The organism is Micromonospora sp. WMMD998 (genome assembly GCF_029581235.1).
In the GTDB taxonomy this organism is placed as follows: domain Bacteria; phylum Actinomycetota; class Actinomycetes; order Mycobacteriales; family Micromonosporaceae; genus Micromonospora.
In genome coordinates, this window is sequence record NZ_CP120740.1 from 564,208 (window position 1) to 590,233 (window position 26,026).

Sequence of the window (26,026 nt, forward strand, 5' to 3'; positions counted from 1 at the left end):
AAGGAGACCCATCACCACCAGGGGATTTAATGATCGAAACGGATTCCACCTCGCCTCGGGAATTCCACAGCTAATCGATGGGTAATGATGGCGTGGATGCCGATACGGATCTTTAATCGTCGATGCAATCCATGGCAAGACCTGTTCCACATAGTGGGATACGTGATGAGTTGATCTCCCGCCACCAGGATCTTCCCAATCGACGTAAAACAGCTTGGAAATAAGTCTGAAAATGAACAGGCAACCAACTGGGGCATGATTTGGCGACAACGTCGACGCATCGACGATCATCTCGCCTGCTTAACCCGAAGACATATCCCCCGACGTAGGTAGGAAATCTTCACGCAAACGGCCTTGGCGGTTGGATTTAACCGAGATGTAACTGGGCGAAGCTAGGCTGTGACGCAACGCGACATTGACTGTCGCAAATCAGCCCCGTACTCGCCGGTGTCCGGCCGGCAATCCGCCCGTCACCACGCGATCCTTCGCGACCGAAGTGGGAGCCCGATGAGTAGCGCACCGTACACGCGTGACCTGATCCTGGTCGTCAGCCCCGTCGGCGTCCTGGAACCCAGCCCACGGATCACGGCCGCCACCGCCGCCGGTGGTGGGCAGGGCATCATCGACCTGGCCACCGGCGACGACTGGTCGCTACGGGCACTCGCCCGCGCCACGGGCTGGTCCACCACGCCGATCGGCGTCCGGGTGCCGGCGGGCTGCCGGGCCACCCCCGCCCAGTTGGCGCAGGCCGCGAACGACCGGGTGGACCTGGTCGTGGTCGAGCCGGCGAGCCCCTGGCCGCTGGCCGAGATCACCCCGCACTACCGGGTGCTCGTGGAGGTGACCAGCCGGGCCGAGGCGCGCGCCGCGGCGGCGGCCGGGGCACACGGCCTGATCGCCCGGGGCATGGAAGCCGGTGGCCGGATCGGCGAGCTCAGCTCGTTCGTCCTGCTCCAACAGCTCGTCGCCGACGACACCGTCGACCTGCCGATCTGGGTGGCCGGCGGGATCGGCCCGCGCACCGCGGGCGCCTGCCTGATCGGCGGCGCGGCCGGCGTCCTGCTGGACACCCAGCTCGCCCTGATGCCCGAGTCGGACCTGCCGGCCGACGTCCGGGCCGTGATCCGGCGGATGGACGGCTCGGAGACCGTCCTGCGCGACGGCGTACGGGGCATCCGCCGGGGCGGCCCGCAGGGCGCCGACACCGAACTGCTGCCCGTGGGGCAGGACGGTTGGCTGGCGGCCTCCTTCGCCGATCGCTGGCCGGACACCTCGGCCGCCGTCCGGGGGATGCGCGCGGAGATGCTCGACGCCGTCGACGGCCCCGACGCCGCCGACCTGCTCCAGCCCGGCGCTCCCCTCGCCGCGGCCCTCGGGGTGCGGGTGCCGGTCGCCCAGGGCCCGATGACCCGGGTCAGCGACGAGGCGTCCTTCGCCGCGGCGGTCGCGGACGGCGGCGCGCTGCCGTTCATCGCCCTCGCCTTGAACTCGGCCGACCAGTGCCGCCGGATGCTCGCCGAGACCGCCGCACAGCTCGGCGACCGCCCCTGGGGTGTCGGGGTGCTCGGCTTCGCGCCCGAGGAACTACGCGCCGCGCAACTGGACGTCATCCGGGAGATCCGACCCGCCTGCGCCATCATCGCCGGTGGCCGGCCACCGCAGGCCCGCGCCCTGGAGGAGCAGGGGATCAGCACCTTCCTGCACGTCCCCTCACCCGGCCTGCTGCGCCAGTTCCTGCGCTCCGGCGCCCGCAAGTTCATCTTCGAGGGCGCCGAGTGCGGCGGGCACGTGGGCCCCCGGGCGAGCTTCCCGCTGTGGGAGGCCCAGCTTGCGGTGCTCGACGAGCATCTGGACACCGACCCGGCCGCCGGCGCGCAGCTACAGATCTTCTTCGCCGGCGGGGTGCACGACGCCCGCTCGGCGGCGATGGTGGCCACGATGGCCGCGCCGCTGGCCCGCCGGGGCGCCCGGGTCGGCGTGCTGATGGGCACCGCGTACCTGTTCACCGCCGAGGCCGTGAGCCACGGCGCGGTCCAGCCGCTGTTCCAACGTGAGGCGCTCACCGCCGAGCACACCGCGCTGCTGGAGACCGCCCCCGGGCACGCCACCCGTTGCCTGCACACCCCGTTCGTCGACGACTTCCACCAACTGCGGACCCAACTGGAGGGCGCCGGGGTGGAGAACCGCGAGGTGTGGGAGCAACTGGAACTGCTCAACGTCGGCCGGCTGCGCATCGCCAGCAAGGGCCTGCGCCGCTCCGGCGACGTCGTCGAGGCCGTCGACGAGAGCGTCCAGGCCAGCGACGGGCTGTTCATGGCCGGCCAGGTCGCCGTGCTGCGCGACCGCGCCACCACCATCGCCGCGCTGCACGACACGGTCACCACCGAGGTACGGGGCCTGCACGCCGACCGGCTCGACGCGCTGCGGGCCCGGCTCGCGCCGCCGGCCGCCGAGACCGACCAGCCGCCCGCCCCGCTCGACATCGCGATCGTCGGGATGGCCTGCATGCTGCCCGGCTCCCCCGACCTGGACAGCTTCTGGCGTACCGTGCTCAGCGGCGCCGACACCGTCACCGAGGTCCCGGCCGACCGCTGGGACACCGAGCACTACTACGCCCCCGCGGTCGGACCGGGGCAGACCGGCCGGGTCAGCGTCTCCAAGTGGGGCGGGTTCATCGAGCCGGTGCCCTTCGACGCCATCGGCTACGGCATCCCGCCGGCCGCGTTGAGCAGCATCGACCCGACCCAGTTGCTCGCCCTGGAGGTCTCCCACCGGGCCTTGGTCGACGCCGGTTACCCGTACGACGCCCCGGGGGCCGACCACGCCCGCACCGGCGTCGTGTTCGGCGCGGAGGCCGGCAGCGACATGGGGCACGCGCAGACCCTGCGCACCATGCTGCCGGCGTACCTGGGTGAGGTGCCCGAGCAGATGCAGGAACTGCTGCCCACGGTCACCGAGGACAGCTTCCCCGGCGTGCTGGCCAACGTGATCGCCGGTCGGGTCGCCAACCGGCTCGACCTGGGTGGCCCGAACTACACCATCGACGCGGCCTGCGCCTCGTCGCTCGCCGCCATGGACGCCGCCTGCAAGGAACTGGTCAGCGGCGACAGTGACCTGATGATCTGCGGCGGCGCCGACCTGCACAACGGCGTCAACGACTACCTCATGTTCACCTCCGCCCACGCGCTGTCCCCCACCGGCCGGTCCCGCCCCTTCGACAGCACCGGCGACGGGATCGCCCTCGGCGAGGGCGTCGCGTGCGTCGTCCTCAAGCGGCTGGCCGACGCCGAACGCGACGGCGACCGGATCTACGGCGTGATCAAGGGGCTCGGCGGGGCCAGCGACGGCCGGGCCCTCGGCCTGACCGCGCCGCGCCCCGACGGGCAGCGGCGGGCCCTGGACCGGGCCTACCACCGCACCGGCATCTCCCCGCGGGAGGTCGGGCTGGTGGAGGCGCACGGCACCGGCACCGTGGTCGGCGACCGCACCGAACTGGAAACGCTGACCCGGATGTTCGTCGAGGCCGGGGCCGCACCGGGTGGCTGCGCGCTCGGCTCGGTGAAGTCCCAGATCGGGCACACCAAGTGCGCCGCCGGGCTGGCCGGCCTGATCAAGGCGACGCTCGCGCTTCACCACGGCATCCGGCCCCCCACCATCCACCTGGAACGGCCCAACCCGGCCTGGCACCCGCAGCAGAGTCCGTTCGTGTTCTTCACCGAGGCCCGCCCGTGGCCGGTGCCGGCCGCCGAACGGATCGCCGGGGTCAGCGCGTTCGGCTTCGGCGGCACCAACTTCCACGTGGTGCTCAGCGCGTACCCGAACGCGCCGGAACCCCGGCACGCGCAGCGGATCTGGCCGGCGGAGCTGTTCTGCTTCCGGGGCACGGACCGCGCCGCCGCCCACCAACCGATCCGGCAACTGCTGGAGAGCCTTGCCGGCGACCGGGGACGGGACCGGCCGGGGCGACTCGCCGAGCTGGCCGCTTCGGTCGCCACCAAGGCGGCCAACCGGTCCGGTACGACCCAGGTCGCGGTGGTCGCCCGGGACCTGGCCGAACTGGAGGCCCTGCTGCACCGGGCCCTGGCCGGCGAGCACGACCCGGCCCGGGGCCTGGTCCAGCCGACCGGGACCGACCCGGTCGGGCCCGGTCAGGTGGCGTTCCTCTTCCCCGGCCAGGGCAGCCAGCGCCCCGGCGCCCTCGGCGAACTCTTCGTCGCCTTCCCCGAGCTGCGGCACTACCTCGAACTCGACCGGCCGGCGGCGGAGCTGCTCTTCCCACCGACCGCGTTCGACCAGGAGTCCCGACGCGCCCAGGAGGACCGGGTACGCGACACCCGGGTCGCCCAACCGGTGCTGGGCATCGGCGGCCTCGCCATGGACCACCTGCTGCGCCGGCTCGGGGTCCGACCGGACATGACCGCCGGCCACAGCTACGGCGAACTCGTCGGACTCTGCGTCGCCGGGGCGTTCGACGCGGCCACCCTGCTCGACCTGAGCCGGGAACGGGCGGCGGCCATCCTCGGAGCCTGCGGTGAGGACCCGGGCACCATGGCGGCGGTCAACGCCACCGCCGACCAGGTCGCCCAGGCGCTTGCCGGAGCCGGCCTGGCCAGCGAGGTGGTGCTGGCCAACCGGAACGCCCCGCAACAGGTGGTGGTCTCCGGCCCGACGGCGAAGGTACGGGCGGCGGTGGTCGCGTTCAAGAACGCCGGCCTGTCCGCCCGGACCATCCCGGTGGCCTGCGCCTTCCACAGCCCGGTGGTGGCCGGCGCGGTGGAGACCTTCGCCGAGGTGCTCGCCGCCCGGTCGATCGCCGAGCCCCGCATCCCGGTCTGGTCGAACCTGACCGCCGCGCCGTACTCCGGCGACGCCGGCCAGGTCCGCCACCACCTCGCCGAACAGATCGGCGCACCGGTCCGCTTCGTCGAGCAGATCGAGGCGATGTACGCCGCCGGCGCGCGCCTCTTCGTCGAGGTCGGCCCCGGCCAGGTGCTCACCCGGCTGGTGCAGGCGGTGCTCGGCGACCGGCCGCACCGGACGGTGGCCTGCGAGCGCGGCCCCTCCGACGGGCTGCGCGGATTCCTCATCTCGGTCGCCGAACTCGCCTGCGCCGGCGCCCCGGTCCGTCCCGACTGGCTCTTCCACGGGCGGGTCGCCGACGGCAGCACCACCGCACCGCCCCGTCGTCCGCTCTGGACGGTCGACGGCCAACTCGTCCGGGACCAGCACGGCAACTGTCTTCCCGGTGGCATGACCCCTCCCCGACGGATCAAGGAGTTGTCGATGACCTCTGCCAATGGCACCGCCACCACCCCCGGCGCCGCCACCGGCACCCGCAACGGCCCCGAACCCGTGGCCGTCCGGACCGTCCGGACCGTCAGCGACCCCGAGCCGGCGGCCGTCCGGGACATCCGGGGCGAGTTGCTCCGTGAGTACCTGCGCACCACCCGGGAGATGATCGCCACCCAGCGGGACGTGATGCTCGCCTTCCTCGGCGAATCCCCGGACGCGGGCCCCCGGCCGACCGGCCAGCCCACGGGGGCCTATCCGCAGGAGTACCCGGCGCTGCCCGCCGGACCGACGACACCCTCCCCGGAGCCCCGACCGGCGGTGGTCCCGGCCACGACACCCGCCCCGGTCGCCCACCCCGCGGCCACCCCCGCCGCGTTGCCCGCGGCGTCGATGTCGAACGGCGGCACCGCGCTGGCCACGGCACCGGCACCGGCGATCAGTCGGCCCGTTCCGGTCACCCCGGACGTCATGCCCGTCTCGCCCGCGGTCGGCGGCGTCGTCGCGGCCACCGCCGTGGTGTCCGCCGGAACCCCGACCGGCCAGGTGGCGGCCCCCGCGCCGGCCGCGCCGGCCGGTCCGGGCGTCGCCGAGTTCCAGCAGGCGATCCTCGCCGTGATCAGCGAGCGCACCGGCTACCCGGTCGACCTCATCGAACTCGACCTCGACCTCGAAGCCGACCTGTCCATCGACTCCATCAAACGCGCCGAAGTCGCCGGCGAAGTCGCCCAACGCCTCGCCCTCAGCGTCGAAGGCGACGAAAGCGAACTCGAAGACCTCGTCAAGGCCCGCACCGTCCGCGCCATGGTCACCTGGCTCGACCAGAAGATGAGCGCCACCATCCACGTCTCGGCCACCACGACCGGCCCGCTGGCGGTGGCCCCCGCCGGGGCGCTCCCCGCCGCCCCGGTCGACCCGCCCGCCCCGCCCGCCGGGGCCGCCGCGCCCGCCGGCGTCTCCCTCGCCGAGTTCCAGCAGGCGATCCTCGCCGTGATCAGCGAGCGCACCGGCTACCCGGTCGACCTCATCGAGCCCGACCTCGACCTCGAAGCCGACCTCTCCATCGACTCCATCAAACGCGCCGAAGTCGCCGGCGAAGTCGCCCAACGCCTCGCCCTCAGCGTCGAAGGCGACGAAAGCGAACTCGAAGACCTCGTCAAGGCCCGCACCGTCCGCGCCATGGTCACCTGGCTCGACCAGAAGATGAGCGCCACCATCCACGTCACGGCCACCACCGTGCCGGCGACCGCCGCCACGCCGGCCGCCGTCACCGCCGCACCCGCACCCGCACCCACACCCGCTCCGGATCCCGCCGGGGCCGGTACGGGAGTGGGGATCGCGCCGAAGCGGCTGGTCGCCCGGGAGAGCGTCCAGGCCGGGCAGAGCGCCGACCCGGCTGCCGCCCTCACCGGAATGCGCTTCCTGATCACCGGCGGTGGACCGGTCGGGGCGTACCTGGCCGAACTGCTCGGCGCGTACGGCGCCGGCGGCCAGTTGGGTGTGCTCGACAGCGCGCAGGCCGGTCAGGGTTTCGACGGGGTGCTGGTGCTCGACGGGCTGACCAACCTCGACGAGCCGCTGCTGCCCGACGTGTTCCCGCTGTTGCAGCGGGTCCTGGCCGCCGGGCCGCGCTGGCTGCTCGCCGCCGGGGCGCAGGACGTCGCCGGCGCGGCCGACGGCATGCCCGGACTGTTCCGCACGATCGCCCGCGAGTATCCCGGACTGGCCGCCCGCTTCGTGGCGGTGGATCCGGCGGCGACGCCGGAGACCATCGCCCGGCAACTCGTCGACGAACTGCTCACCGTCGCCGACGCCCCGGTGGTCGCCCGGCGCGGCGCCGACCGGTACGTCGCCGACCTGGTCCCGGTCGAGCTGGGCGCGCTGGCCGCCGGGGGCGCCGGACCGGCCGGCGACGGGGTGTCCGAGGCCGCCGCGATCGGCCTGGAACGCGACTCGGTGGTGGTGCTGATCGGTGGGGCGCGGGGCATCACCCCGTGGTTCGCCCGGGCGCTCGCCTCGGCCACCGGCTGCCGCATCGAGCTGGTCGGTCGGACCCCGCTGCCGGCCGGCCCGGAGGACCCGGAGCTGGCGAGCGCCGGGGACCGGGCCGCGCTGGTCGGGGTGCTGGCCCGGCGCGGGGCCTCCACACCGGCCGAGATCGCCCGGACCGCGCAGGGCATCCTGGCGGCGCGGGAGGTGACCGCGACCATCGCCGAGCTGACCGAGCTGGGCGGGGAGGTCCGCTACCACGCCCTGGACGTACGGGACGCCGCCGCCACCCGGCGGCTGCTCGCCGAGATCCACGCCGAGCACGGCCGCCTCGACGGGGTGGTCTACGCCGCCGGGATCATCGAGGACAAGCTGATCGCCGAGAAGGACCCGGCGTCGTTCACCCGGGTCTTCGACACCAAGGTCGACGGGGCGCGCGGGCTGCTGGCGGGCCTCGACGCGCTGCCCACCGCGCCGCGCTTCGTGGTCTTCTTCGGCAGCATCGCCGCCGCCTACGGCAACCGCGGCCAGGCCGACTACGCGGCGGCCAACGACGCCCTGGACTCCATCGGCACCAGGTACGCGGCCCGGACCGGGGTGCGCTGCCTGACCGTGCACTGGGGACCGTGGGCCCCGGGCGCCGGGCACGGCGGCATGGTCACCGCCGAGCTGAGCCGGGAGTACGCCCGGCGCGGCATCGGCCTGATCGACCCGGAGGAGGGCGCGCTGGCCCTGTTGCGCGAGTTGGCCTGGGCCGATGCGTCGGTCACCTCGGTCGTCTACACCGCCTCGGGCTGGTGAGCGCGTCGATGTGCGGTCCCACCCCTGCCCGCCTCACCAGTCGTCGGAGGAACCGATGAACAACGGCGCCACCGCGCCCGACCGGATCGCGATCGTCGGGATGGCCGCCCTGATGCCCTCGGCCGGTGACCTGGAGAGCTACTGGCGCAACCTGATCACCGGGGTCGACGCGATCACCGATGTCCCCGTCCATCGCTGGGACGAGGAGTTCTACGACCCGGAGCAGGCCCACCGGGCCGACCGGATGTACTGCCGGCGGGGCGGCTTCGTCGACGAGTACGCGACCTTCGAGCCGCTGCGCTTCGGGGTGATGCCCGCCTCCGTCGGGGACATCGAGCCGGACCAGCTCATCACGTTGGAGGTGGCCGCCGCGGCCATCGACGACGCGGGGGGCGACGACCGGCTGCCGGCCCGCGACCGGATCGGGGTGATCCTCGGCCGGGGCGGCATCCTCAGCCCCGCCCAGGCCCGGTACGCCCAGCGGGTGCGGATGTCCAGCCAGGTGGTCAGCATTCTGCGGGAGCTGATTCCGGACGTCGACCCGGCCCGGTTGGAGCTGCTGCGCAAGAAGTTCGACGAGCGGCTCGGGCCGTACCAGCCGGAGGGGACCATCGGCCTGGTGCCGAACCTGGCCGCCTCCCGGGTGGCCAACCGGCTCGACCTGCGCGGCCCGGCGTACACCATCGACGCGGCCTGCGCGTCGTCGCTGATCGCCGTGGACCAGGGCATCACCGAGCTGGTCAACGGCCGGTTGGACGCGGTGCTCGCCGGTGGCGTGCACCACGTGCACGACATCAGCTTCTGGTCGGTGTTCAACCAGCTCCGGGCGCTGTCGCGGCAGGGCGAGATCCGGCCGTTCGACGCCGCCGCCGACGGGTTGCTGATCGGCGAGGGCACCGGCGTGGTGGTGCTCAAGCGGTACGCCGACGCGGTGCGCGACGGCGACCGGGTCTACGCGGTGATCCGGGGCAGCGGGGTGTCGAGCGACGGCAAGTCGGCGAGCATGTTCAACCCGGCGGTTCCCGGTCAGGTGCTGGCGATCAGACGGGCCTGGGAGTCGGCCGGGCTCGACCCGACCGCCCCGGACGCGCTGGGGCTGCTGGAGGCGCACGGCACCGGAACCCCGACCGGGGACGCCGCCGAGCTGACCACTGTGGCGCAGGTGTTCGGCCCGTACGCCGGGGGTCCCCGGCCGGTGATCGGCTCGGTGAAGTCGATGATCGGGCACACCATGCCGGCCGCCGGGGTGGCCGGTCTGATCAAGGCCGCGCTCGCGGTGCACCGGGGGGTGCTGCCACCGACCCTGCACTGCGAGACGCCGCGCGCGGAGATGGCGGCGACCCGGTTCGCGCCGATCGACACCGCCCGGCCGTGGGAGAGCGACGGGCCCCGACGGGCCGGGGTCAACGCGTTCGGCTTCGGCGGGATCAACGCCCACCTGATCATCGAGCAGCCGCCCGTGTCGGTGGGCGAGCCGGTGGTCGCGCCGACCGCCCCGGCCGCCGGCCGGGCCGTGGTCGACGAGCCGGACCAGGTGCTCTGGCTGGCCGCGCCGGACCCGGCCGGGCTCGCCGAGCTGCTGGCCCGCGACGACCACGAGGTACGCCGACTCGGCGTCGAGCTGGCCGCCCGCTCCGGCGGGGACGCCCCCGCGCGGACCCGGCTGGGCGTCGTCAACCCGACGGACAAGCTGCTCGCGGTGGCCCGCAAGACGGTCGCCCGGGGCCAGGCGTGGCGGGGCGGACGGGACATCTGGTTCAGCCCCCGGCCGCTGCTCGGCGCGGGGGCGGGCAAGCTCGCCTTCGTCTTCCCCGGCCTGGAGGCGGAGTTCGCTCCTCGGACCGCCGATCTGGCCGCCCACTTCGGCCTGCCGGACCGGGACTGGTCCGCCGCCGACCTGGGCCGGCACGGCGCCGGGCTGATCGAGGTGGGCAAGCTGCTCGACGAGGCGCTGGCCCGGATCCGGGTACGGCCCGACGCGGTCGCCGGGCACAGCATCGGCGAGTGGACCGCCGCCGCGGTCAGCGGCCAGATCAGCACCGCCGCGATGGACGAGTTCCTCGACCTGTTCAACGCCGACTCGGTGGAGGTCTCCGGCTACGTCTTCGCCGCCGTCGGGGCCGGCGCGGACCAGGTCACCCCGCTGCTCGGCGACTATCCCGGGGTGGTCCTGTCGCATGACAACGCCCCGGCACAGTCGGTCGTCAACGGCCCCGAGCCGCAGGTCGACCGGCTCGTCGAGGCGCTGCGTACCCGTAACGTCCTGTGTCAGAAGCTGCCGTTCCGGTCGGCGTTCCACACCCCCGCCTTCGCCGACGGGCTCACCTCGATCGGCGCCGCCCTGGGCCGCTGGGAGGTGCACCCGACCCGGATGCCGGTGTGGTCGGCGACCCTGCACGCACCGTTCCCCGCCGACGAGGACGAGGTCAACCGGATCTTCGTCCGGCACATGATGGAGCCGGTCTGGTTCCGGCAGACCGTCGAGGCGATGTACGACGCCGGGTTCCGGGTGTTCCTCCAGGTCGGCGCGGGGCAGCTCGCCTCGCTCATCGGTGACAACCTGCGCGGGCGCGACCACCTCGCGATGCCGGTGAACACCGCGCACCGCAGCGGGCTGAACCAGCTACGCCGGGTCGCCACCGCGCTGTGGGTGGAGGGGGCCGCACCGGACCTGCGGGCGCTGGACACCGGGGACCGTACCCGGGCACCGGGCAACGGCCGGATGCCGGCGGCGGGCGCCGACGGCGGCCCGGCGAAGCCGCGGGGCGGCGCCGCCCGGCGTGGCCCACGGATGAAGCTCGACCTCGGCGGGCCGCTGGTCCGTCTCGGCGCGGACGCCGCCGGCCTGCTCGGGGTGACCGCGTCGCCCGAACCGGCGCTGCCGACGCCGGGCAACGGCAACGGTGCGCCCCGGCCCGTCGTCACCATGATCGGCCGCACCGCCACCGGACAGGGTGGCGCGCCGACGCCGGCCGCCGCACCACCCCCGGCGGCCCGACCACCCGCCGCACCGGCACCCGCCGCCGCACAGACGCCCGCCGCACAGGCACCCGCCGCACAGGCACCCGCCGCCGCACAGACGCCCGGCACACAGACGCCCGCCGCACAGGCACCCGTCGCACAGGCGACCGCCGCACAGGCACCCGTCGCACAGGCGACCGCCGCCCGGTCGACCGCCGCGCTGGACGCGCTGCAACGGCTCGCGGGCGGGTCCAGCGCGGCGGCCGAGCTCGCCGCCCTGCTGCGGGAGAACACGTCGGGCCCGGCGGCGCTGCGGACGGCCACCGGCGGCAGCGGCACGGCTGCACCGACCCGTCCCGCCCGGCCGGTGACCCCGACCGCGGCGGCACCGGCCGGCACCACGCCCGCGCGGCCACCGGTGACCACCACCGGCCCGCTGCGTCCGGGGACCGGGGCCGGTGCGGAGATCGGTCGGATCACCCGGCGGGTCTCCCTGGAGACCATGCCCTACCTGCTGGACCACTGCTTCTTCGTGCAGCCCGACGACTGGCCGGACCCGGAGGACCGGTGGCCGGTGGTGCCGGCGACCGCCCTGGTCGCGCACATGATGGAAGCGGTGGAGCAGCTCGTGCCCGGTGTCCCGGTGGTGGCGGTGCACGACGCCAAGTTCAACAAGTGGCTGATCGCCGAACCGGCCACCGACGTCGAGATCGTGGTCCGGGCCGCCGGCCCGAACCGGTATTCGGTCGCCTTCGCCGGATATGCCCGCGCGACCATCGAGGTCGGCCCCGCGTACCCGACGCCGCCGCCGGTCTGGACCCACGACCCGGCCACCGAACGACCGCCGACCCTCGGCGCCGCCGAGATGTACGCGGAGCGGCTGATGTTCCACGGCCCGCAGTTCCAGGGCGTGACCGAGGTGCACGCGCTCGGCGACATGCACGTGCGCGGCGTCGTCACCGCCCCGGAGCCACCCGGGGCGCTGCTGGACAACGCGCTCCAGCTCATCGGCAACTGGCTGATCACCACGCAGCCGTTCCGGACGGTCGCGTTGCCGGTGGGGCTCGGGCAGGTGCGGTTCTACGGGCCACCCCCACCGGCCGGCCGGGCGTTCGAGTGCGTCGCCCGGGTCCGCGTCATCGACGACGGCAAGCTCGTCGCCGACACCCAGCTCAGCTACCACGGACGGGTCTGGGCGGAGATCGAGGGGGCGGTGGACCGCCGGTTCGACAGCCACCCGCAGGCCCGGGTCGCGGAGCGGTTCCCCGAGCGGCACCCGATGTCGCTGTTGCAGCCCGAGGGTTGGACGATGGCCTTCGACTGCTGGACCGACCTGGTCACCCGGGGCATGGCGGCCCGGGGCATCCTCGGCGGCGCCGGTTACGCCGAGTACGAGCGGCAGCCGGCGAAGACCCGCAAGCAGTGGATGCTGGGCCGGATCGCGGCGAAGGACGCGGTGCGGGCCCGGCTGTGGGAGGACGGCCACACCGACATCTACCCGATCGAGCTGACCGTCGGCAACGACCCGGACGGCCGGCCCTGGGTCCGTGGTCGGCCCGGCCGCGACCTCGGCGACTGCGATGTCTCCCTGGCCCACTGCGCGGAGATCGGGGTGGCGATCGCCCGCCGCCGGGCACCGGGCGCGACAGCCGGCGGTCCGGGCGTCGGCATCGACGTCGCGGAGGTCACCGACCACCCGGCGAGCACCTTCACCTTCGCCCTCACCCCCGCCGAGTTGAGCCTGCTGTCCTCCCTGGCCGGCACGGACGCCGGGGCCCGGCGGCTGTGGTTCACCCGGTTCTGGGCCGCGAAGGAGGCGGTCGCCAAGGCCGAGGGCACCGGGCTGGACGGCTCACCGCGCCGGTTCCGGGTCTACTCGGCCACCGACTCCGGGCTGACCGTCGAGATCGGCGGGCGGGCGTACCGGGTCGGTCACCGGGACGTGGCCAACCCGGAGGACCTGCCGCCCCGCCGGTACGTCGTCGCCTGGACCTGGGGGCCGGAGCCGTCGCCGGCGACCCCGCCCGGGGTGTCCGGGCCGTGATCCGCGACCCGCTGCGCAGCACCGCCCATCCGACCGACAAGCAGAAGGAGCACCGCCATGCCCGCCGCCCAGGACACCATCCTCGCCGAACTCACCGAGATGATCGACGCCGTGCTCGGTGACTTCGCGGACGACCAGGTGGTCACCATGGACACCACGTTCTCCGACGACCTGGGAATGGAGAGCATCGACGTCGTCGCGCTCGCCGGCCGGCTCCAGGCCCGCTACGGCGACACGGTGAACTTCGCCCACTTCGTCGCCAAGCTGGATCTGGAGACCGTCCGTGAGCTGACGGTCGGGCAGCTCGTCACGCACATCGCCGATTCGTTGGCGAAGGCCGACGAGGTCGGGGCGGGCAGCCGGTGACCATGGTCCGGGCGAACGGGATCACGCTGCACACGCAGCGGCTCGATCCCCCCGGTCCGGCCGCCGCCGGCCGGACCGGGGCGCCGACCGCCGTGCTGATCCACGGGATGGCCTCGGACACCATGGCGAGCTGGTACTTCACCCTGGCCGAGCCGTTGTCCCGGGCCGGTGTCCCGACCGTCCTGTACGACCTGCGCGGCCACGGGCGCAGCGAGCGCCCCGCCACCGGGTACGCCCTGGACGACTTCGTCGACGACCTGGCGGCGTTGCTGACCGGCCTGGACGTCACCGGTCCGCTGCTGCTGCTGGGCAACTCGTTCGGCGGGACCATCGCCTTCGGCTACGCCGCCCGGCATCCGGGGCGGGTGGTCGGCATCGTGGCCGTGGAGTCGGCCCCGCCGGTCCCGGAGTGGATGCGCCGGGTCCGTGAGCGACTCGCCCGGGTCGCCGCCCGGCTGCCCCGCGACGGGGCGGTCACCGAGATCGGGGCCCGGCGGGGCCGGGTGGCCGCCCAGCGCGCCGCGGAGACACAGCGGATGCTCGCCGACACCAGCCTGGCGCGGGAGCTGCCGGCGAGTCCGCTGCCGACGGCCGAGGCGCTGGCCGCCATCGGCTGCCCGGTGCTCTGCCTCTACGGCGGCGACTCGGCGGTGGTGGAGCTGGCCCCGACGGTATGCGGGCTGCTGCCGCAGACCCGGGTCACGGTGCTGCCCGACCAGAAACACACGGTGCTCATCGACCGGCCGGAGGATGTCCGCCGGCTCGTCTTCGCCTGGCTGGCCGAGGACTGCTCACTCGACCTGGCCCAACCCACCACCGCATGACGGCGCGACACGCAGGAGGTCTTCCGATGGACACCCCGATCACCGGGCGGTCGATCATCATCAGCAACGGTCGGTGCGGCTCCACGCTGCTGTCCGACCTGATCCACGAGGAGCCGGACACCCTGTCGGCCCAGGAGTTCTTCATGTCGGTGGCGCCCTGGGCGCGCAGCGCCGAGGTGCTCACCGGCGCCGAGTACTGGGCGGTGCTGGCCAGCCCCAAGGCGGAGCTGTCCACCCTGTTCCGGATCGGGTTGCCGCCGAAGGAGGTCCGCTACCCGACCACCGGCCGGTGGGCCGACCGGTTGACCGAGCTGCCCCGCATCCTGGCCATCACCCTGTCGAAGCTCACCGCCGACCCGGACGCGCTGTTCGACCAGCTCGCCGCGCGGGTGCCGCAGTTCCGCACCCAGACGGTGGCCCAGCACCACCACGACTTCCTGGACCTGCTCGCCGCGCTGACCGGCAAGACCCGCTGGGTGGAACGCTCCGGCGGCTCCAGCCACGTGGCGCCGTACCTGCTGCGGGGCTTTCCGGACTGCAAGGTCGTCTACCTGACCCGCAACTGGGACGACACCGCCCGGTCGATGAGCCGGCACTCGTCGTTCCAGCTCATCCAACTGCGGGTGGAGTTCCTCGGCCGGTGCGGCCTGGACCCGTTCCGGGTCGATGCGGACGAGTCGGTGCCGGAGGATCTCCGGCCGTACCTGCCGGACCGGCTGACCGCCGACGCGCTGCGGGAGCGCGGCGAGGACCTGCGCCGCTACGTGGGCCTGTGCGCCTTCATGAGCAGCCAGGCCGACCAGGCGCTCCGGGACGTGCCGCCGGAGCACCTGCTCCGGATGTCCTACGAGGACCTGGTCGCCGACCCGGTCGGGGAGCTGACCGGCCTCGGTCGGTTCCTGGACTTCCCCGACCCGTCGGGCTGGGCCGAGCGGGTGGCGTCGCGGGTGGTCGCTCCGGCGCCCCGCAGGCAGCCCGCCGCCGTCTGACCTGTCCCCGTCAGTCCTCCCGCCCGAAACCGGGTCGGGTGTCCCCTCCCTAGAAAGAGAGACAGTTGAATCCACTCCGGATCTCCGCGCGGCGGTTGATGGCCGTCGTCGCCGTACTCGGACTCGGGCCCGTGCTTGTGGCTCCGTCGGCGGCGCTCAGCGCGCCGCCTGCCGCCGCCGACACGGCCGGCACGCACCAGAGCAGCCCGCAGTTGCTCGCCAAGGCCCAGCCGGACGAGTGCTTCGCCGGGATCGGGCTGGCGTACCCGGCCGGACCGCCGTGCGCCAGCGGGCAGTCGAAGGTGAACCAGGCGTACCTGTGGGGGATGACCCGGGCCGGCCGGACGCTGTGGTTCGGCACCGGAGCGAACGTCAACTGCCTGACCAGCGGGCGGGCCCTGCGCAACACCAAGCCGACGGTGAACGACGACTGGGTCTGCGAGTACGGCGAGAGCCAGGTCGCCAAGCGCAACCCGCAGTTGCCGCCCATCCTCGGTGACCACCGGCAGCCGCGCCTCTACACCTACGACACGTGGACCAGGAAGCTGACCGAGAAGACCGACCTGGTGAAGGCGGCCTCCACCGAGGACGCCAACCGGTTGCAGACCACGGCGGGCATCCGGGCGGCCGGCAACTTCGGCGGGGTGGCGCTGCTCGGCGGCCCGGCGTTGGGCACAAGCGTCAACCTGTTCGCGTTCGACACCGACACCGGCGCGTACCTGGGCTCCCGCAACTTCCCGATGTACGGCAACATCCGGCACTTCACCGTCGCCGGTGACGCGCTGTACGCCGGGGTGGGTGTCGGCGCGAACGGCGGCGAGCGCGGCAACGTGCTGCGGTGGGCGGGCAGCAAGTCGGATCCGTTCGCGTTCACGGTGGTGGCGAACCTGCCGGCGCAGGCCGCCGATCTCACCGTGCACCAGGGGCGGGTCTTCGTCACCACCTGGCCGGGCTCGGACGACGAGTTGGCCGGCCCGACCGCCGGCGCCGCGGACCCGCCGGCGAGCATCGCCGCGGTCTGGATGAGCCCGCCGCTGGCGGCGGGTGCCCCGGGGCTCAACCCGGAGGACGCCGACGGCTGGCAGCAGGTGTGGAACGTGTCCGCCTACGAGCCGGACCCGGTGGTGGCCCGCGCGTACGCCCTGGGCGGGCTGGCCTCCTACGGCGGCTTCCTCTACTGGGGCACGATGCACGTGCCGATGAAGGCGACCACGGTGCACCTGGCGGTGTACCCGCCGGCGGACGAGACGGCCCTCCAGGCCACCATCCAGAACACCCAGCGGTCGATCAGCATCTACCGGGGCCGCAACTTCGGTTCCCACTTCCAGAAGATCGACCTGTTGTACGGCTCGACGGAGCTGCCCGCGTACGACCCGGCGGCCAACGACGGGGCGGGGGCGTGGGCGTTGCAGTCGACGCACCAGACGCCGAAGTTCGGCCCGGCCGGTTTCGGCAACCCGTACAACAACTACACCTGGAAGATGGTGGTGGCCGGCGGGAAGCTGTACGTCGGCACGATGGACTGGAGCTACCTGGCCAAGGAGCTGGGCAAGGAGACGGCCGCCGAATTGGGCCTGTCACCGGAGCTGGCCGACGACCTGGCCGAGGCCCCGATGGAGGCGGCCGGGATGCGGGCGAGCGCCCTGCCCGAGGCGGTCTACGGCGGTGACCTGTACGCGTTCACGTCGCCGACGAAACCGGCGACGACGATCGACAAAACCGGGTTGGGCAACTACCTGAACTACGGCATCCGCAACATGGTCGCCGACGGTCCCACCGTCTACCTGGGCATGGCGAACCCGATGAACCTGCGGACCGACCCGAGCGACGACGTCCCCGAGGGCGGTTGGGAACTGATCCGGCTCCGGGGCTACTGAGGGCCGGGGGCCGGTCCGGTGACAGCGCCGTCGCCGGGCCGGCACCCCTCCGCTCCCGGCCGGTTACCGCTTGCCGAGTCCTGGCACGTCCTTTACCCGGCTCGAACATTCGCGGGCGAAAGTATTCATATGATGCCTTTTACCGTTATTCGGTCTGATGTCGGGGCGGAGCCTCGCCGCTCCCGCCGGCCGGCGGCTCCCGCCCCGGCCCACCTCGCCGGGACGCTCGCGCTGCTCGTCAGCCTGAGCACCGTCACCGGATGCAGCCTCGGCCGGCAGGACGACGGGCCCGCCGACGGCGGATCACGCCCGGCGGCGAGCGCCCCCTCCTCCGGCGCGGCACGCCCGGCGCCGGACGTCCCCGTCGGCAGTTCCACCCACACGATCACGGTGGACGGGCGGGAACGCAGCTACCGGTTGTACCGGCCCGCCTCGGCCGATCTCGCCGCGCCGGTCCCGCTCGTGGTGATGCTGCACGGCGCGGCCGGCACCGGCGAGCAGGCCGAGCAGGCGTACGGCTGGACCGGCCAGGCCGACCGGGACGGCTTCCTGGTGCTGTTCCCCGACGGGCTGAACCGGGCCTGGGCCGTCGGCCCGCAGTGCTGCGGCGCGCCCGCCCGCGAGGGCGTCGACGACGTCGCCTTCATCACCGAGCTGGTCGCCAGCGTCGGGCGGGACCTGCCGGTCGACCCGGCCCGCCGGTATGTCACCGGGATCTCCAACGGCGGGCTGCTGGCGTACCGGCTCGTCTGCGACACCACCACCTTCGCCGCGATCGGGGCGGTGGCGAGCACGCTCACCGGGCAGTGCCCCGACCCGAAACCGGTCTCGGTGCTGCACATCCACGGCCGGCAGGACCAGACCATGCCGTACGGCGGTGGCCCCGGCCGCCGCGACAACGGCGGCACCGGCCGCAACCCGGTGAAGATCGACGGACCGCCCACCCCCGAGCTGGCCGCCCGATGGCGGGCCGTCGACGACTGCGCCGCGCCGAAGACGACCACCGACGGTCCGGTCACCCGGTCGACGGCGACCTGCGCCGAGGGCCGCGCCGTCGAACTGATCACCATCGCCGACGCCGGCCACCAGTGGCCCGGCGGTCGCCCCAACCCGCCCCGCGCGGAGAAACTGCTCAACCTCGATCCCCCCTCCACCGCGCTGAACGCCACCGACACGATCTGGCGGTTCTTCGCCGCACACCCCAAGCCCAGCGGCGGCTGACCGGCACGTCGCCCGCCGCCGGCTCCGGCATTCCGGCATTCCGCACCCGCAGAACAGGAGTTGAGATGCCCAGCAGAGACGGGCCGGCCGTGGTCGAGGTCGACGACCTCGTCAAGCGTTACCCCCGCACCGACACCAACGCGGTGGACGGGCTGTCGTTCACCGTCGCGCCGGGCGAGATCTTCGGGTTGTTCGGGCCGAACGGGGCCGGCAAGTCCACCACCGTCGGCATCCTGACCACCCGGCTGCGGGCCACCGGCGGCCTGGCCCTCGTCGGCGGGGTCGACGTGGGCCGGGATCCGGCCGCCGCCCGCGCCCAACTGGCCGTGGTGCCCCAGCACAACAACCTGGACCGGGCGTTGACCCCCCGGCAGAACCTGGTCTACCACGCCACCTACCACGGGGTACGGCGACGCGAGGCGCAGGCCCGCGCCGAGGAGTTGCTGGACCGGTTCGGCCTCACCGAACGGGCCGACCGGAGGATCGAGGCGTACTCCGGCGGGATGGCGCAGCGGTTGATGATCGCCCGTGCGCTGGCCCACGAACCGGCGGTGCTCTTCCTCGACGAGCCGACGAACGCCCTCGACCCGCAGACCCGCCTGCTGATCTGGGGCCAGCTCCGGCAACTGCGCGAGCGCGGGGTGGCCATCGTGCTGACCACCCACGCGATGAACGAGGCGGCCCGGGTGGTCGACCGGGTCGGCATCGTCGACCACGGCCGGCTGCTCACCCTGGATACCCCGACCAACCTGGTCCGGGGCCTGGCCGGCGACGCGCTGCTCGACCTGACGGTCACCCCGGCCGGCGGCGACGACCCGGACGGGCTCTGCGCCGCCCTCGGCGAGCTGACCGGCGTACGCAAGGCGGAACGGTTGGCGGCCCCGGCCGTGCCGGCCGGGTGGCGGCCCGGTGCCGGCGGGGCCGGGCTGGCCGGGGTCGGCGGTGCCGGGATGCTGGCCGCGCTCGCCGCCGGGGGCGGTGGCGGGCGGCCGGGCGCCGGCCGGCTGGCCGCCCTGGCCGGCGGGCGCGGCAGCGCGGGCCTGCTCGGGCGCGGCGGTGGTGGCGGCGCGGCGGGCAACGGCGGTCGCGGCCGGGTGCGCATCCGCCTGCACCTGGCCACCGACCCCGCCGCGCTGCTCGGACCGGCGGTGACCGTGCTCGCCAACCGGTCGGCGGCGATCAACGCGATCGACATCGGCGAACCCAGCCTGGAGGACGTCTTCATCGAACTCACCGGAAGGCAACCGCGGTGACCGCTCTCGACACCCCGACCCCGACCCCGCTGCGCCCGACCCCCCAGCCGCGCCCCCGCCCCGGGACCGGGCGGGTGTTCGCCGCCGTGCTACGCCGCGACCTGATGGTCACCGGCCGGGAACTCTGGATCATCCTGGTGCAGGTCGGGTTGACCCCGCTGTTCATGCTCTTCGTCTTCGACACCGTCCTGGGCAGCCAGGGCCTGGTCGGGCGGGGCTTCGCCGACGTGTTCCTGCCCGGCATCATCGCGCTGGCCGCCCTCACCACCGCGTTGCAGAGCGTGGCCCTGCCGCTGGTCAAGGAGTTCGGCTTCACCATGGAGATCGAGGACCGGCTGATGGCGCCGCTGCCGACCGGGTACGTCGCGATCGGCAAGCTGGTGATCGCGACCATCCGAGGACTGCTCGCGGCCGTGCTGATCTACCCGCTCGGGGCGCTGATGGTCGGCTCCGCGCCGTGGCGGCCGGCGGGGCTGCCGCTGGCGTTCGTGGTGGCGCTGCTCGGCGCGTGGATCGGCGGGGCGCTCGGGATGAGCCTGGCCACCACCCTGCCGGTGCAGCGGATCAACGTCACCTTCGCGGTGATCCTCACCCCGATCATCTGGACCGGCTGCATCCACTACCCGTGGCCCCGGCTGTCGTCGGTCCCGTGGTACCAGGTGGTCACCGCGCTCAACCCGATGACCTACGTGTCGGAGGGGGTACGCGGGGCCCTGCTTCCCGGCGTGCCGCACCTGCCGGCCTGGGTGTGCCTGACCGTGCTGACCGGGGTGGCCGCCGTGCTGACCTGGGTCAGCGTCCGCTGCTTCGGCCGTCGGGCGATCCAGTGACCACGTCTGTCCCGTACCCACATCCGACCGGTCGAGGAGTTGCCATGGCAGACCCCACCCCCGCCGCATCCGACCCGGCGCCCGCCCGCCTTCCCGCCGCCCACGCCGGTGCGCTGCCGGACCTGCTGCTCTCGCAGCTCGACGAGTTGGAGGCGGAGAGCGTCTTCGTGATGCGTGAGGTGGTCGCGGAGATGGAGCGGCCGGTGTTGCTGTTCTCCGGTGGTAAGGACTCGATCGTGATGTTGCGGTTGGCGCAGAAGGCGTTCGCGCCGGCGAACATCCCGTTTCCGGTGATGCATGTGGATACGGGGCACAACTTCGCTGAGGTGTTGGAGTACCGGGATCGGCGGGTGGCGGAGTTGGGGTTGCAGTTGATCGTGGCGAGTGTGCCGGAGGCGTTGACCGCGGGTGTGGTGCGGGAGGCGGCGGATGGTACGCGGAACCGGATCCAGACGCCGGTGTTGCTGGACGCGGTGGAGAAGCATCGGTTCGATGCGTTGTTCGGTGGGGCGCGGCGGGATGAGGAGAAGGCGCGGGCGAAGGAGCGGGTGTTCAGCTTCCGGGACGAGTTCGGGCAGTGGGATCCGAAGAACCAGCGTCCGGAGTTGTGGTCGTTGTACAACGGTCGGCATCATCCGGGTGAGTCGATCCGGGTGTTCCCGTTGTCGAACTGGACCGAGTTGGACGTTTGGCACTACATCGCGCGGGAGCGGATTCCGTTGCCGTCGATCTACTTCGCGCACGAGCGGGAGGTGATCGAGCGCGATGGCATGTTCTACGCGGTGAACGAGTTTTTCCGGGCCCGCGCGGGTGAGGAGCCGTTCACGGCCCGGGTGCGGTATCGGACGGTGGGTGACGCCTCCTGCACCGCGGCGGTCCGCTCGGACGCGGACACGGTGGAGAAGGTGATCGAGGAGGTGGCCGCGACGCGGATCACCGAGCGGGGCGCGACCCGCGGTGACGATCGGGTCAGTGAGGCCGCGATGGAGGACCGTAAGCGAGAGGGCTACTTCTGATGAGCGTCGACATCCTGGCCCCGGCCGACGGTGAGACCGCCGCGCGGCCGATGGACCTGTTGCGGTTCGCGACCGCCGGTAGCGTCGACGACGGTAAGTCGACGTTGATCGGCCGGTTGTTGTATGACACGAAGTCGTTGTTCAGTGACCAGTTGGCCGCGGTGGAGGCGGTCAGCGCGGCGCGGGGCGACGAGTACACGAATTTGGCGTTGCTGACCGACGGATTGCGGGCGGAGCGGGAGCAGGGCATCACCATCGATGTGGCGTATCGGTACTTCGCCACGCCGCGGCGTAAGTTCATCATCGCCGACACGCCGGGGCACATCCAGTACACGCGGAACATGGTGACCGGGGCGTCGACGGCGGATCTGGCGTTGATCCTGGTGGACGCGCGTAAGGGTCTGGTGGAGCAGTCCCGCCGGCATGCGTTCCTGTGTTCGCTGTTGCGGGTGCCGCACCTGGTGTTGTGTGTCAACAAGATGGACCTGGTCGACTGGTCGCAGGAGGTGTTCGAGCGGATCGCCGACGAGTTCACCGCGTTCGCCGCGAAACTCGACGCCCCGGACCTGACCGTGGTGCCGGTCTCCGCGCTACGCGGAGACAACATCGTCTCCCGGTCGGAGAACATGCCCTGGTACGAAGGCCCGTCACTGCTGCACCACCTGGAACACGTCCACATCGCCTCCGACCGCAACCTCGTCGACGTCCGCTTCCCCGTGCAGTACGTCATCCGCCCACAGTCCACCACCGTCACCGACTACCGGGGCTACGCGGGCCAGGTGGCCTCGGGCGTGCTCAAGCCGGGTGACGAGGTGATGGTGCTGCCGTCGGGCTTCACCAGCCGCATCGCCGCGATCGAAACCGCCGACGGCTCCATCGACGAGGCGTTTCCCCCCATGTCGGTCACCGTCCGCCTCACCGACGACATCGACGTCTCCCGCGGCGACCTGATCTGCCGACCGAACAACGCCCCCACCGTCGCCCAGGACATCGACGCCATGATCTGCTGGATGGACGAGACCCGCCCACTCCACGTCGGCGGCCGATACACCATCAAACACACCACCCGCACCGCCCGGGCGGTCATCCGCGACCTGCACTACCGCCTCGACATCAACACCCTCCACCGCGACGACACCACAGACGAACTCAAACTCAACGAAATCGGCCGCATCCGACTCCGCACCACCATCCCCCTCCTCGCCGACGAATACCGCCGCAACCGCACCACCGGCGGCTTCATCGTCATCGACGAAACCACCCATCGCACCGTCGCCGCGGGCATGATCGTCGAAGGCACCTGACACCCCCCTCGACACACCAGGTCCACGGAAAGAGTGGCTGTCCGAGCTCGGATAGCCACTCTTTCCGTGAAACTGTGCCGCAAACCGGTCAAGCGAGACGGTGGGTGGCGGCGGCCCGCAACCCCGTCGAGCCCAAATAGGGCATAAGAGCTTGACCGGCACGAATACGATTCTCGGCATCCGCCCGGATTCTTTCATGGAGCGTGACGGCCATCAGTCGGAAATGATTTAACAATGCCGATCCGGGGTAGGGGCTTCACGCGTACATTCAGCCCGGCAGAGCTCGACGCGGCGACCGGAGGTGGACCCGAGGTCCGGAGATTGCGACGCGTTGCAAGGATGGGGGCCGATCCCGGTACGGAGGGGCCGGAGTACGGCCGCGCAGGGGGAGCAGCGGAGGAGGCAGCAGCATGGTGCAGGCCAACCGGCAAACCAGCACGTCACCCACCGGGTTACGGGTTCTCGTCACTCTCGGTCCGGAGGTGCTGCGCAAAGGGCTGGAGGCGCTCCTCGGCGAACTGCACGCGATCACCGGTGTCCGGGTCGCGTCGACGGCAAGTGAGGCGATGGTGCTGCTCCGGCGGCAACGGCCGGACCTGCTGATCGTGATTGTCGAGGATGACGTCCCGATCGACCGGTTGGTGACCGCCGCGCGGAGCGCCGGCGTGGCGACCCTGGCGGTCCTGAGCCGAGCCGGTGACGCACTCCGCGGCCGGACGGCACCGCTGGCGGCTGATGGTTTCATCCTGGCCGGGGAGCTCGATCGCCGGTCGCTGAACAACGCTCTGACCGAACTCTGGCGAGGTGAGATGCCGATGCCGCTCGCTCTCGGCCGGGTCGCGCTCTCGGCGCTGCGGGAGGACCAGCGTCCCGCCGACACCCCGACGCTGACCCCCCGCGAGGGCGAGGCGCTGAGACTGTTGGCCCGGGGGCTGAGCAACCGCCAGATCGCGGGCAAGATGGGGATCACCGAGCACGGGGCGAAGCGGCATGTCTGTCGCATCCTCGCGAAGTTGAACTGCACCAACCGAACGGAGGCGGTTACGGCGGCCTACCAGCTGGGCCTGCTGCCCGCCCGGCGCTGACTCACCGGACACCACTCCCCTCCGGGACGCTGTTCTCCTGCGCCGTCCAGTCGGGCAGCGGAGCGGTCAGCTTCAGCCGCATCTCGTCGTACTCGTCGTCCGGGTCGGATCCGAGCACGATGGCGCCGCCGGCGCCGACCTGGAGGATTCCCCGGTGCAGGACCGCGGTCCGGATGACGATGTTGAGATCCACCCCGCCGGTCAGGCCGAAGAAGCCCAACGCTCCGGAATAGACGCCGCGCGCCCGGTCCTCGATCTCACCGATCAGTCGCATCGTTCGCGGCTTCGGTGCTCCGGTCATCGAACCACCGGGGAAACAGGCCTGGACGATCCGGGTCGGTGAGACCGACCGGCGGCTGCGGCCACGCACCGTGGAGACCAGTTGGTGCACGGTCGCATACGACTCCACCTCCATGAACGACGGCACATGGACGCTGCCGATCTCGCAGACCTGCCCGAGGTCGTGCCGGAGCAGGTCGACGATCATCAGATTCTCCGCCCGGGTCTTCGGTGAGTCGCGGAGTTCGGCTTGCAGGGCCCGGTCCTGCTCGGGGTCGGAGGCCCGAGGGGCGGTTCCCTTGATCGGCTTGGCCTCGACCACCCCGCTCCGGTCGATCCGCAGGAAGCGCTCCGGCGAGGAGCAGAGAACCTGCGTCTCCCCCAGGCGCAGATAGGCGGCGTACGGCGCCGGATTGTGCCGGCGCTGCCGCAGGTAGAGCTCGACACCGCACCCGTCGTACGGGGCCCGGAGTTCGTTGGTCAGGCAGATCTCGTAGCTCTCGCCGGCCCGGAGCAGATCCAGGCAGGTGCGAATGTCCGCCAGGTAGCGCTCGCGTCCGCGGGACAGCCAGCGCTCCGGGTCGTACGTCCGTTCCGGCCCGGCCGGGTCCGCCAGCAGGCAGGCGTGCCGGTCACGGTCGTCGACCGGGTGGCCGACGGGTCCGGTGCGCAGCAGGGCGGCCGTGCTGTCCAGCCAGCCGTCCGCAGCCGCGATCTGGGCGTCGGTGGCGCGGCAGAGCGCCAGCAGCCACACCTCACCGGTCTGATGGTCCAGGGCCACCATCCGGGTCGCGGCCATCCAGACCGCGTCCGGGGTCTCGGCGACGTGCCGGTTCGGTGCGCCGCAGTCGGCCTTCACCTCGTAGCCGAAGTAGCCGACGTAGCCGCTCGGCAGGTCGAACGGAAACTCGCCGCGGTCCGCGATCCGGCGCTCGTCGAGGCGGCGCTGCAACACGGTGAAGATGTCCCCCGGCTCGACGCCGATCCGGACGCCGGTCGGGTCGAGCACCTCGACCGTGCCGGTGGCGCTGGCGTACCGGAGCACCTCCCCGTCCGGCCCGCCCGGGTGCCCCAGGAACGAGAACCGCGACAGGCCGGGTACGACCCGACTGCTGTCCAACCAGAAGGCGTACGGCCGGTCGCCGACGATCCGTCGGAAGACCCACTCGGGGTCGACCGTCCCGACCTGCCCCGGCGGCACCGCCTCCGGGGCGGAGATCCGTCGGTGGCGCAGCAGCCAACCGTCGGCCCGTCCGTTGGTGTCGCTCGATGCCGGGACCGGGTCGACGACGTCGCCGGCCGCCCGCGAACCGTTTGTCGCGCCCTCTCCCACCAGCCGGCGGAAGTTCAGCAGCAGCCGGCTGCCGTGCTCGGAGCTGACCGACTCCGGATGGAACTGCACCCCGAACCAGGGACGGAAGCGATGCCGCAGCCCCATCACCACCCCGTCCTCGGCCCAGGCGTCGGCGACCAGCTCATCCGGTAGCGGTTCGGCGACGCAGAGCGAGTGGTAGCGGACCGCCACGAAATTCTGCGGCAGACCGGCGAAGAGCCCGCCGTCGTGCCGTATCCGGCTCAGGTGGCCGTGGCGTGGCCGGGGCGCCGGCCCGACAGCGGCTCCGCAGAGGTAGCCCAGGGCCTGGTGGCCGAGGCACACGCCGAGCACCGGTCGGCCGCTGTCGCGGATGATGTCAAGACAGCGGCCGATGTCTTCCGGGACCTGCGGCCGGCCCGGACCCGGCGAGATGATCACCGCGTCGAACCGCCGCGCGAAGTCCGCGGTCAACCGCGGGCTGTCGTTTCGCAGCACCTGCGGCTCGACGCCGTAGGTCTGGCCGATCAACTGGTAGAGGTTGAACGTGTACGAGTCGTAGTTGTCGATCAGCAGCGTGCGCACC

At 72.6% G+C, this 26,026-nt stretch carries 13 protein-coding genes; 12 read left to right on the plus strand and 1 reads right to left on the minus strand.

Translation table 11 applies throughout. The annotated features are described in order from the left end of the window. Nucleotides 1–507 precede the first annotated feature (507 nt). The 12 genes from O7619_RS02670 to O7619_RS02725 all read left to right on the plus strand — a co-directional run bounded on the left by O7619_RS02670 (nt 508) and on the right by O7619_RS02725 (nt 23,849). Complete coding sequence (locus O7619_RS02670) at nt 508–8,079, plus strand: type I polyketide synthase (protein ID WP_282285447.1); 7,572 nt, start codon at nt 508–510, stop codon at nt 8,077–8,079. Nucleotides 8,080–8,134: 55 nt separating this feature from the next. Further along, nucleotides 8,135–13,084 (plus strand): type I polyketide synthase, encoded by a 4,950-nt coding sequence (locus tag O7619_RS02675; RefSeq protein WP_282285448.1) that lies wholly within the window; start codon nt 8,135–8,137, stop codon nt 13,082–13,084. 57 nt (nt 13,085–13,141) lie between these two features. Beyond that, nucleotides 13,142–13,450: an acyl carrier protein gene (locus O7619_RS02680; protein ID WP_282285449.1), complete on the plus strand. Its 309-nt coding sequence runs from the start codon at nt 13,142–13,144 to the stop codon at nt 13,448–13,450. A 2-nt stretch (nt 13,451–13,452) separates the two neighbouring features. Continuing rightward, nucleotides 13,453–14,274 (plus strand): alpha/beta hydrolase, encoded by an 822-nt coding sequence (locus O7619_RS02685; RefSeq protein ID WP_282288652.1) that lies wholly within the window; start codon nt 13,453–13,455, stop codon nt 14,272–14,274. A 26-nt stretch (nt 14,275–14,300) separates the two neighbouring features. Beyond that, nucleotides 14,301–15,263, plus strand: coding sequence for a sulfotransferase domain-containing protein (locus O7619_RS02690; protein ID WP_282285450.1), 963 nt, complete (start codon nt 14,301–14,303; stop codon nt 15,261–15,263). A gap of 131 nt (nt 15,264–15,394) precedes the next feature. Continuing rightward, entirely contained in the window at nt 15,395–17,140 is a 1,746-nt protein-coding gene (locus O7619_RS02695; RefSeq protein WP_282285452.1) for a hypothetical protein, read from the plus strand. Nucleotides 17,141–17,272: 132 nt separating this feature from the next. Next, complete coding sequence (locus O7619_RS02700) at nt 17,273–18,361, plus strand: PHB depolymerase family esterase (RefSeq protein ID WP_282285453.1); 1,089 nt, start codon at nt 17,273–17,275, stop codon at nt 18,359–18,361. A 65-nt stretch (nt 18,362–18,426) separates the two neighbouring features. Further along, complete coding sequence (locus O7619_RS02705) at nt 18,427–19,614, plus strand: ABC transporter ATP-binding protein (RefSeq protein WP_282285454.1); 1,188 nt, start codon at nt 18,427–18,429, stop codon at nt 19,612–19,614. After that, entirely contained in the window at nt 19,611–20,444 is an 834-nt protein-coding gene (locus O7619_RS02710) for an ABC transporter permease (protein WP_282285455.1), read from the plus strand. Before O7619_RS02705 ends, O7619_RS02710 begins: the two co-directional genes overlap by 4 nt. Nucleotides 20,445–20,488: 44 nt before the next feature. Continuing rightward, nucleotides 20,489–21,460: a sulfate adenylyltransferase subunit CysD gene (gene cysD, locus O7619_RS02715; protein ID WP_282285456.1), complete on the plus strand. Its 972-nt coding sequence runs from the start codon at nt 20,489–20,491 to the stop codon at nt 21,458–21,460. Further along, entirely contained in the window at nt 21,460–22,764 is a 1,305-nt protein-coding gene (locus O7619_RS02720; RefSeq protein WP_282285458.1) for a GTP-binding protein, read from the plus strand. Before cysD ends, O7619_RS02720 begins: the two co-directional genes overlap by 1 nt. A 410-nt stretch (nt 22,765–23,174) precedes the next feature. Continuing rightward, the gene (locus O7619_RS02725; protein WP_282285460.1) at nt 23,175–23,849 is read left to right on the plus strand and encodes a response regulator transcription factor; all 675 of its coding nucleotides are present in this window, start codon (nt 23,175–23,177) and stop codon (nt 23,847–23,849) included. Between the two features lies 1 nt (nt 23,850). Here the strand turns inward: O7619_RS02725 and pabB are convergent, their stop codons facing one another. Next, nucleotides 23,851–26,025, minus strand: a complete 2,175-nt coding sequence (pabB, locus tag O7619_RS02730; RefSeq protein WP_282285462.1) for an aminodeoxychorismate synthase component I — start codon at nt 26,023–26,025, stop codon at nt 23,851–23,853. Nucleotide 26,026 lies beyond the last annotated feature (1 nt).

Coding starts and splice junctions, on each gene's coding strand:
- cysD (WP_282285456.1), top strand. CDS start 20,489: ATGGCAGACCCCACCCCCGCCGCATCCGACCCGGCGCCCGCCCGCCTT.
- O7619_RS02670 (WP_282285447.1), top strand. CDS start 508: ATGAGTAGCGCACCGTACACGCGTGACCTGATCCTGGTCGTCAGCCCC.
- O7619_RS02705 (WP_282285454.1), top strand. CDS start 18,427: ATGCCCAGCAGAGACGGGCCGGCCGTGGTCGAGGTCGACGACCTCGTC.
- O7619_RS02690 (WP_282285450.1), top strand. CDS start 14,301: ATGGACACCCCGATCACCGGGCGGTCGATCATCATCAGCAACGGTCGG.
- O7619_RS02725 (WP_282285460.1), top strand. CDS start 23,175: ATGGTGCAGGCCAACCGGCAAACCAGCACGTCACCCACCGGGTTACGG.
- O7619_RS02685 (WP_282288652.1), top strand. CDS start 13,453: ATGGTCCGGGCGAACGGGATCACGCTGCACACGCAGCGGCTCGATCCC.
- O7619_RS02720 (WP_282285458.1), top strand. CDS start 21,460: ATGAGCGTCGACATCCTGGCCCCGGCCGACGGTGAGACCGCCGCGCGG.
- O7619_RS02675 (WP_282285448.1), top strand. CDS start 8,135: ATGAACAACGGCGCCACCGCGCCCGACCGGATCGCGATCGTCGGGATG.
- O7619_RS02680 (WP_282285449.1), top strand. CDS start 13,142: ATGCCCGCCGCCCAGGACACCATCCTCGCCGAACTCACCGAGATGATC.
- O7619_RS02700 (WP_282285453.1), top strand. CDS start 17,273: ATGCCTTTTACCGTTATTCGGTCTGATGTCGGGGCGGAGCCTCGCCGC.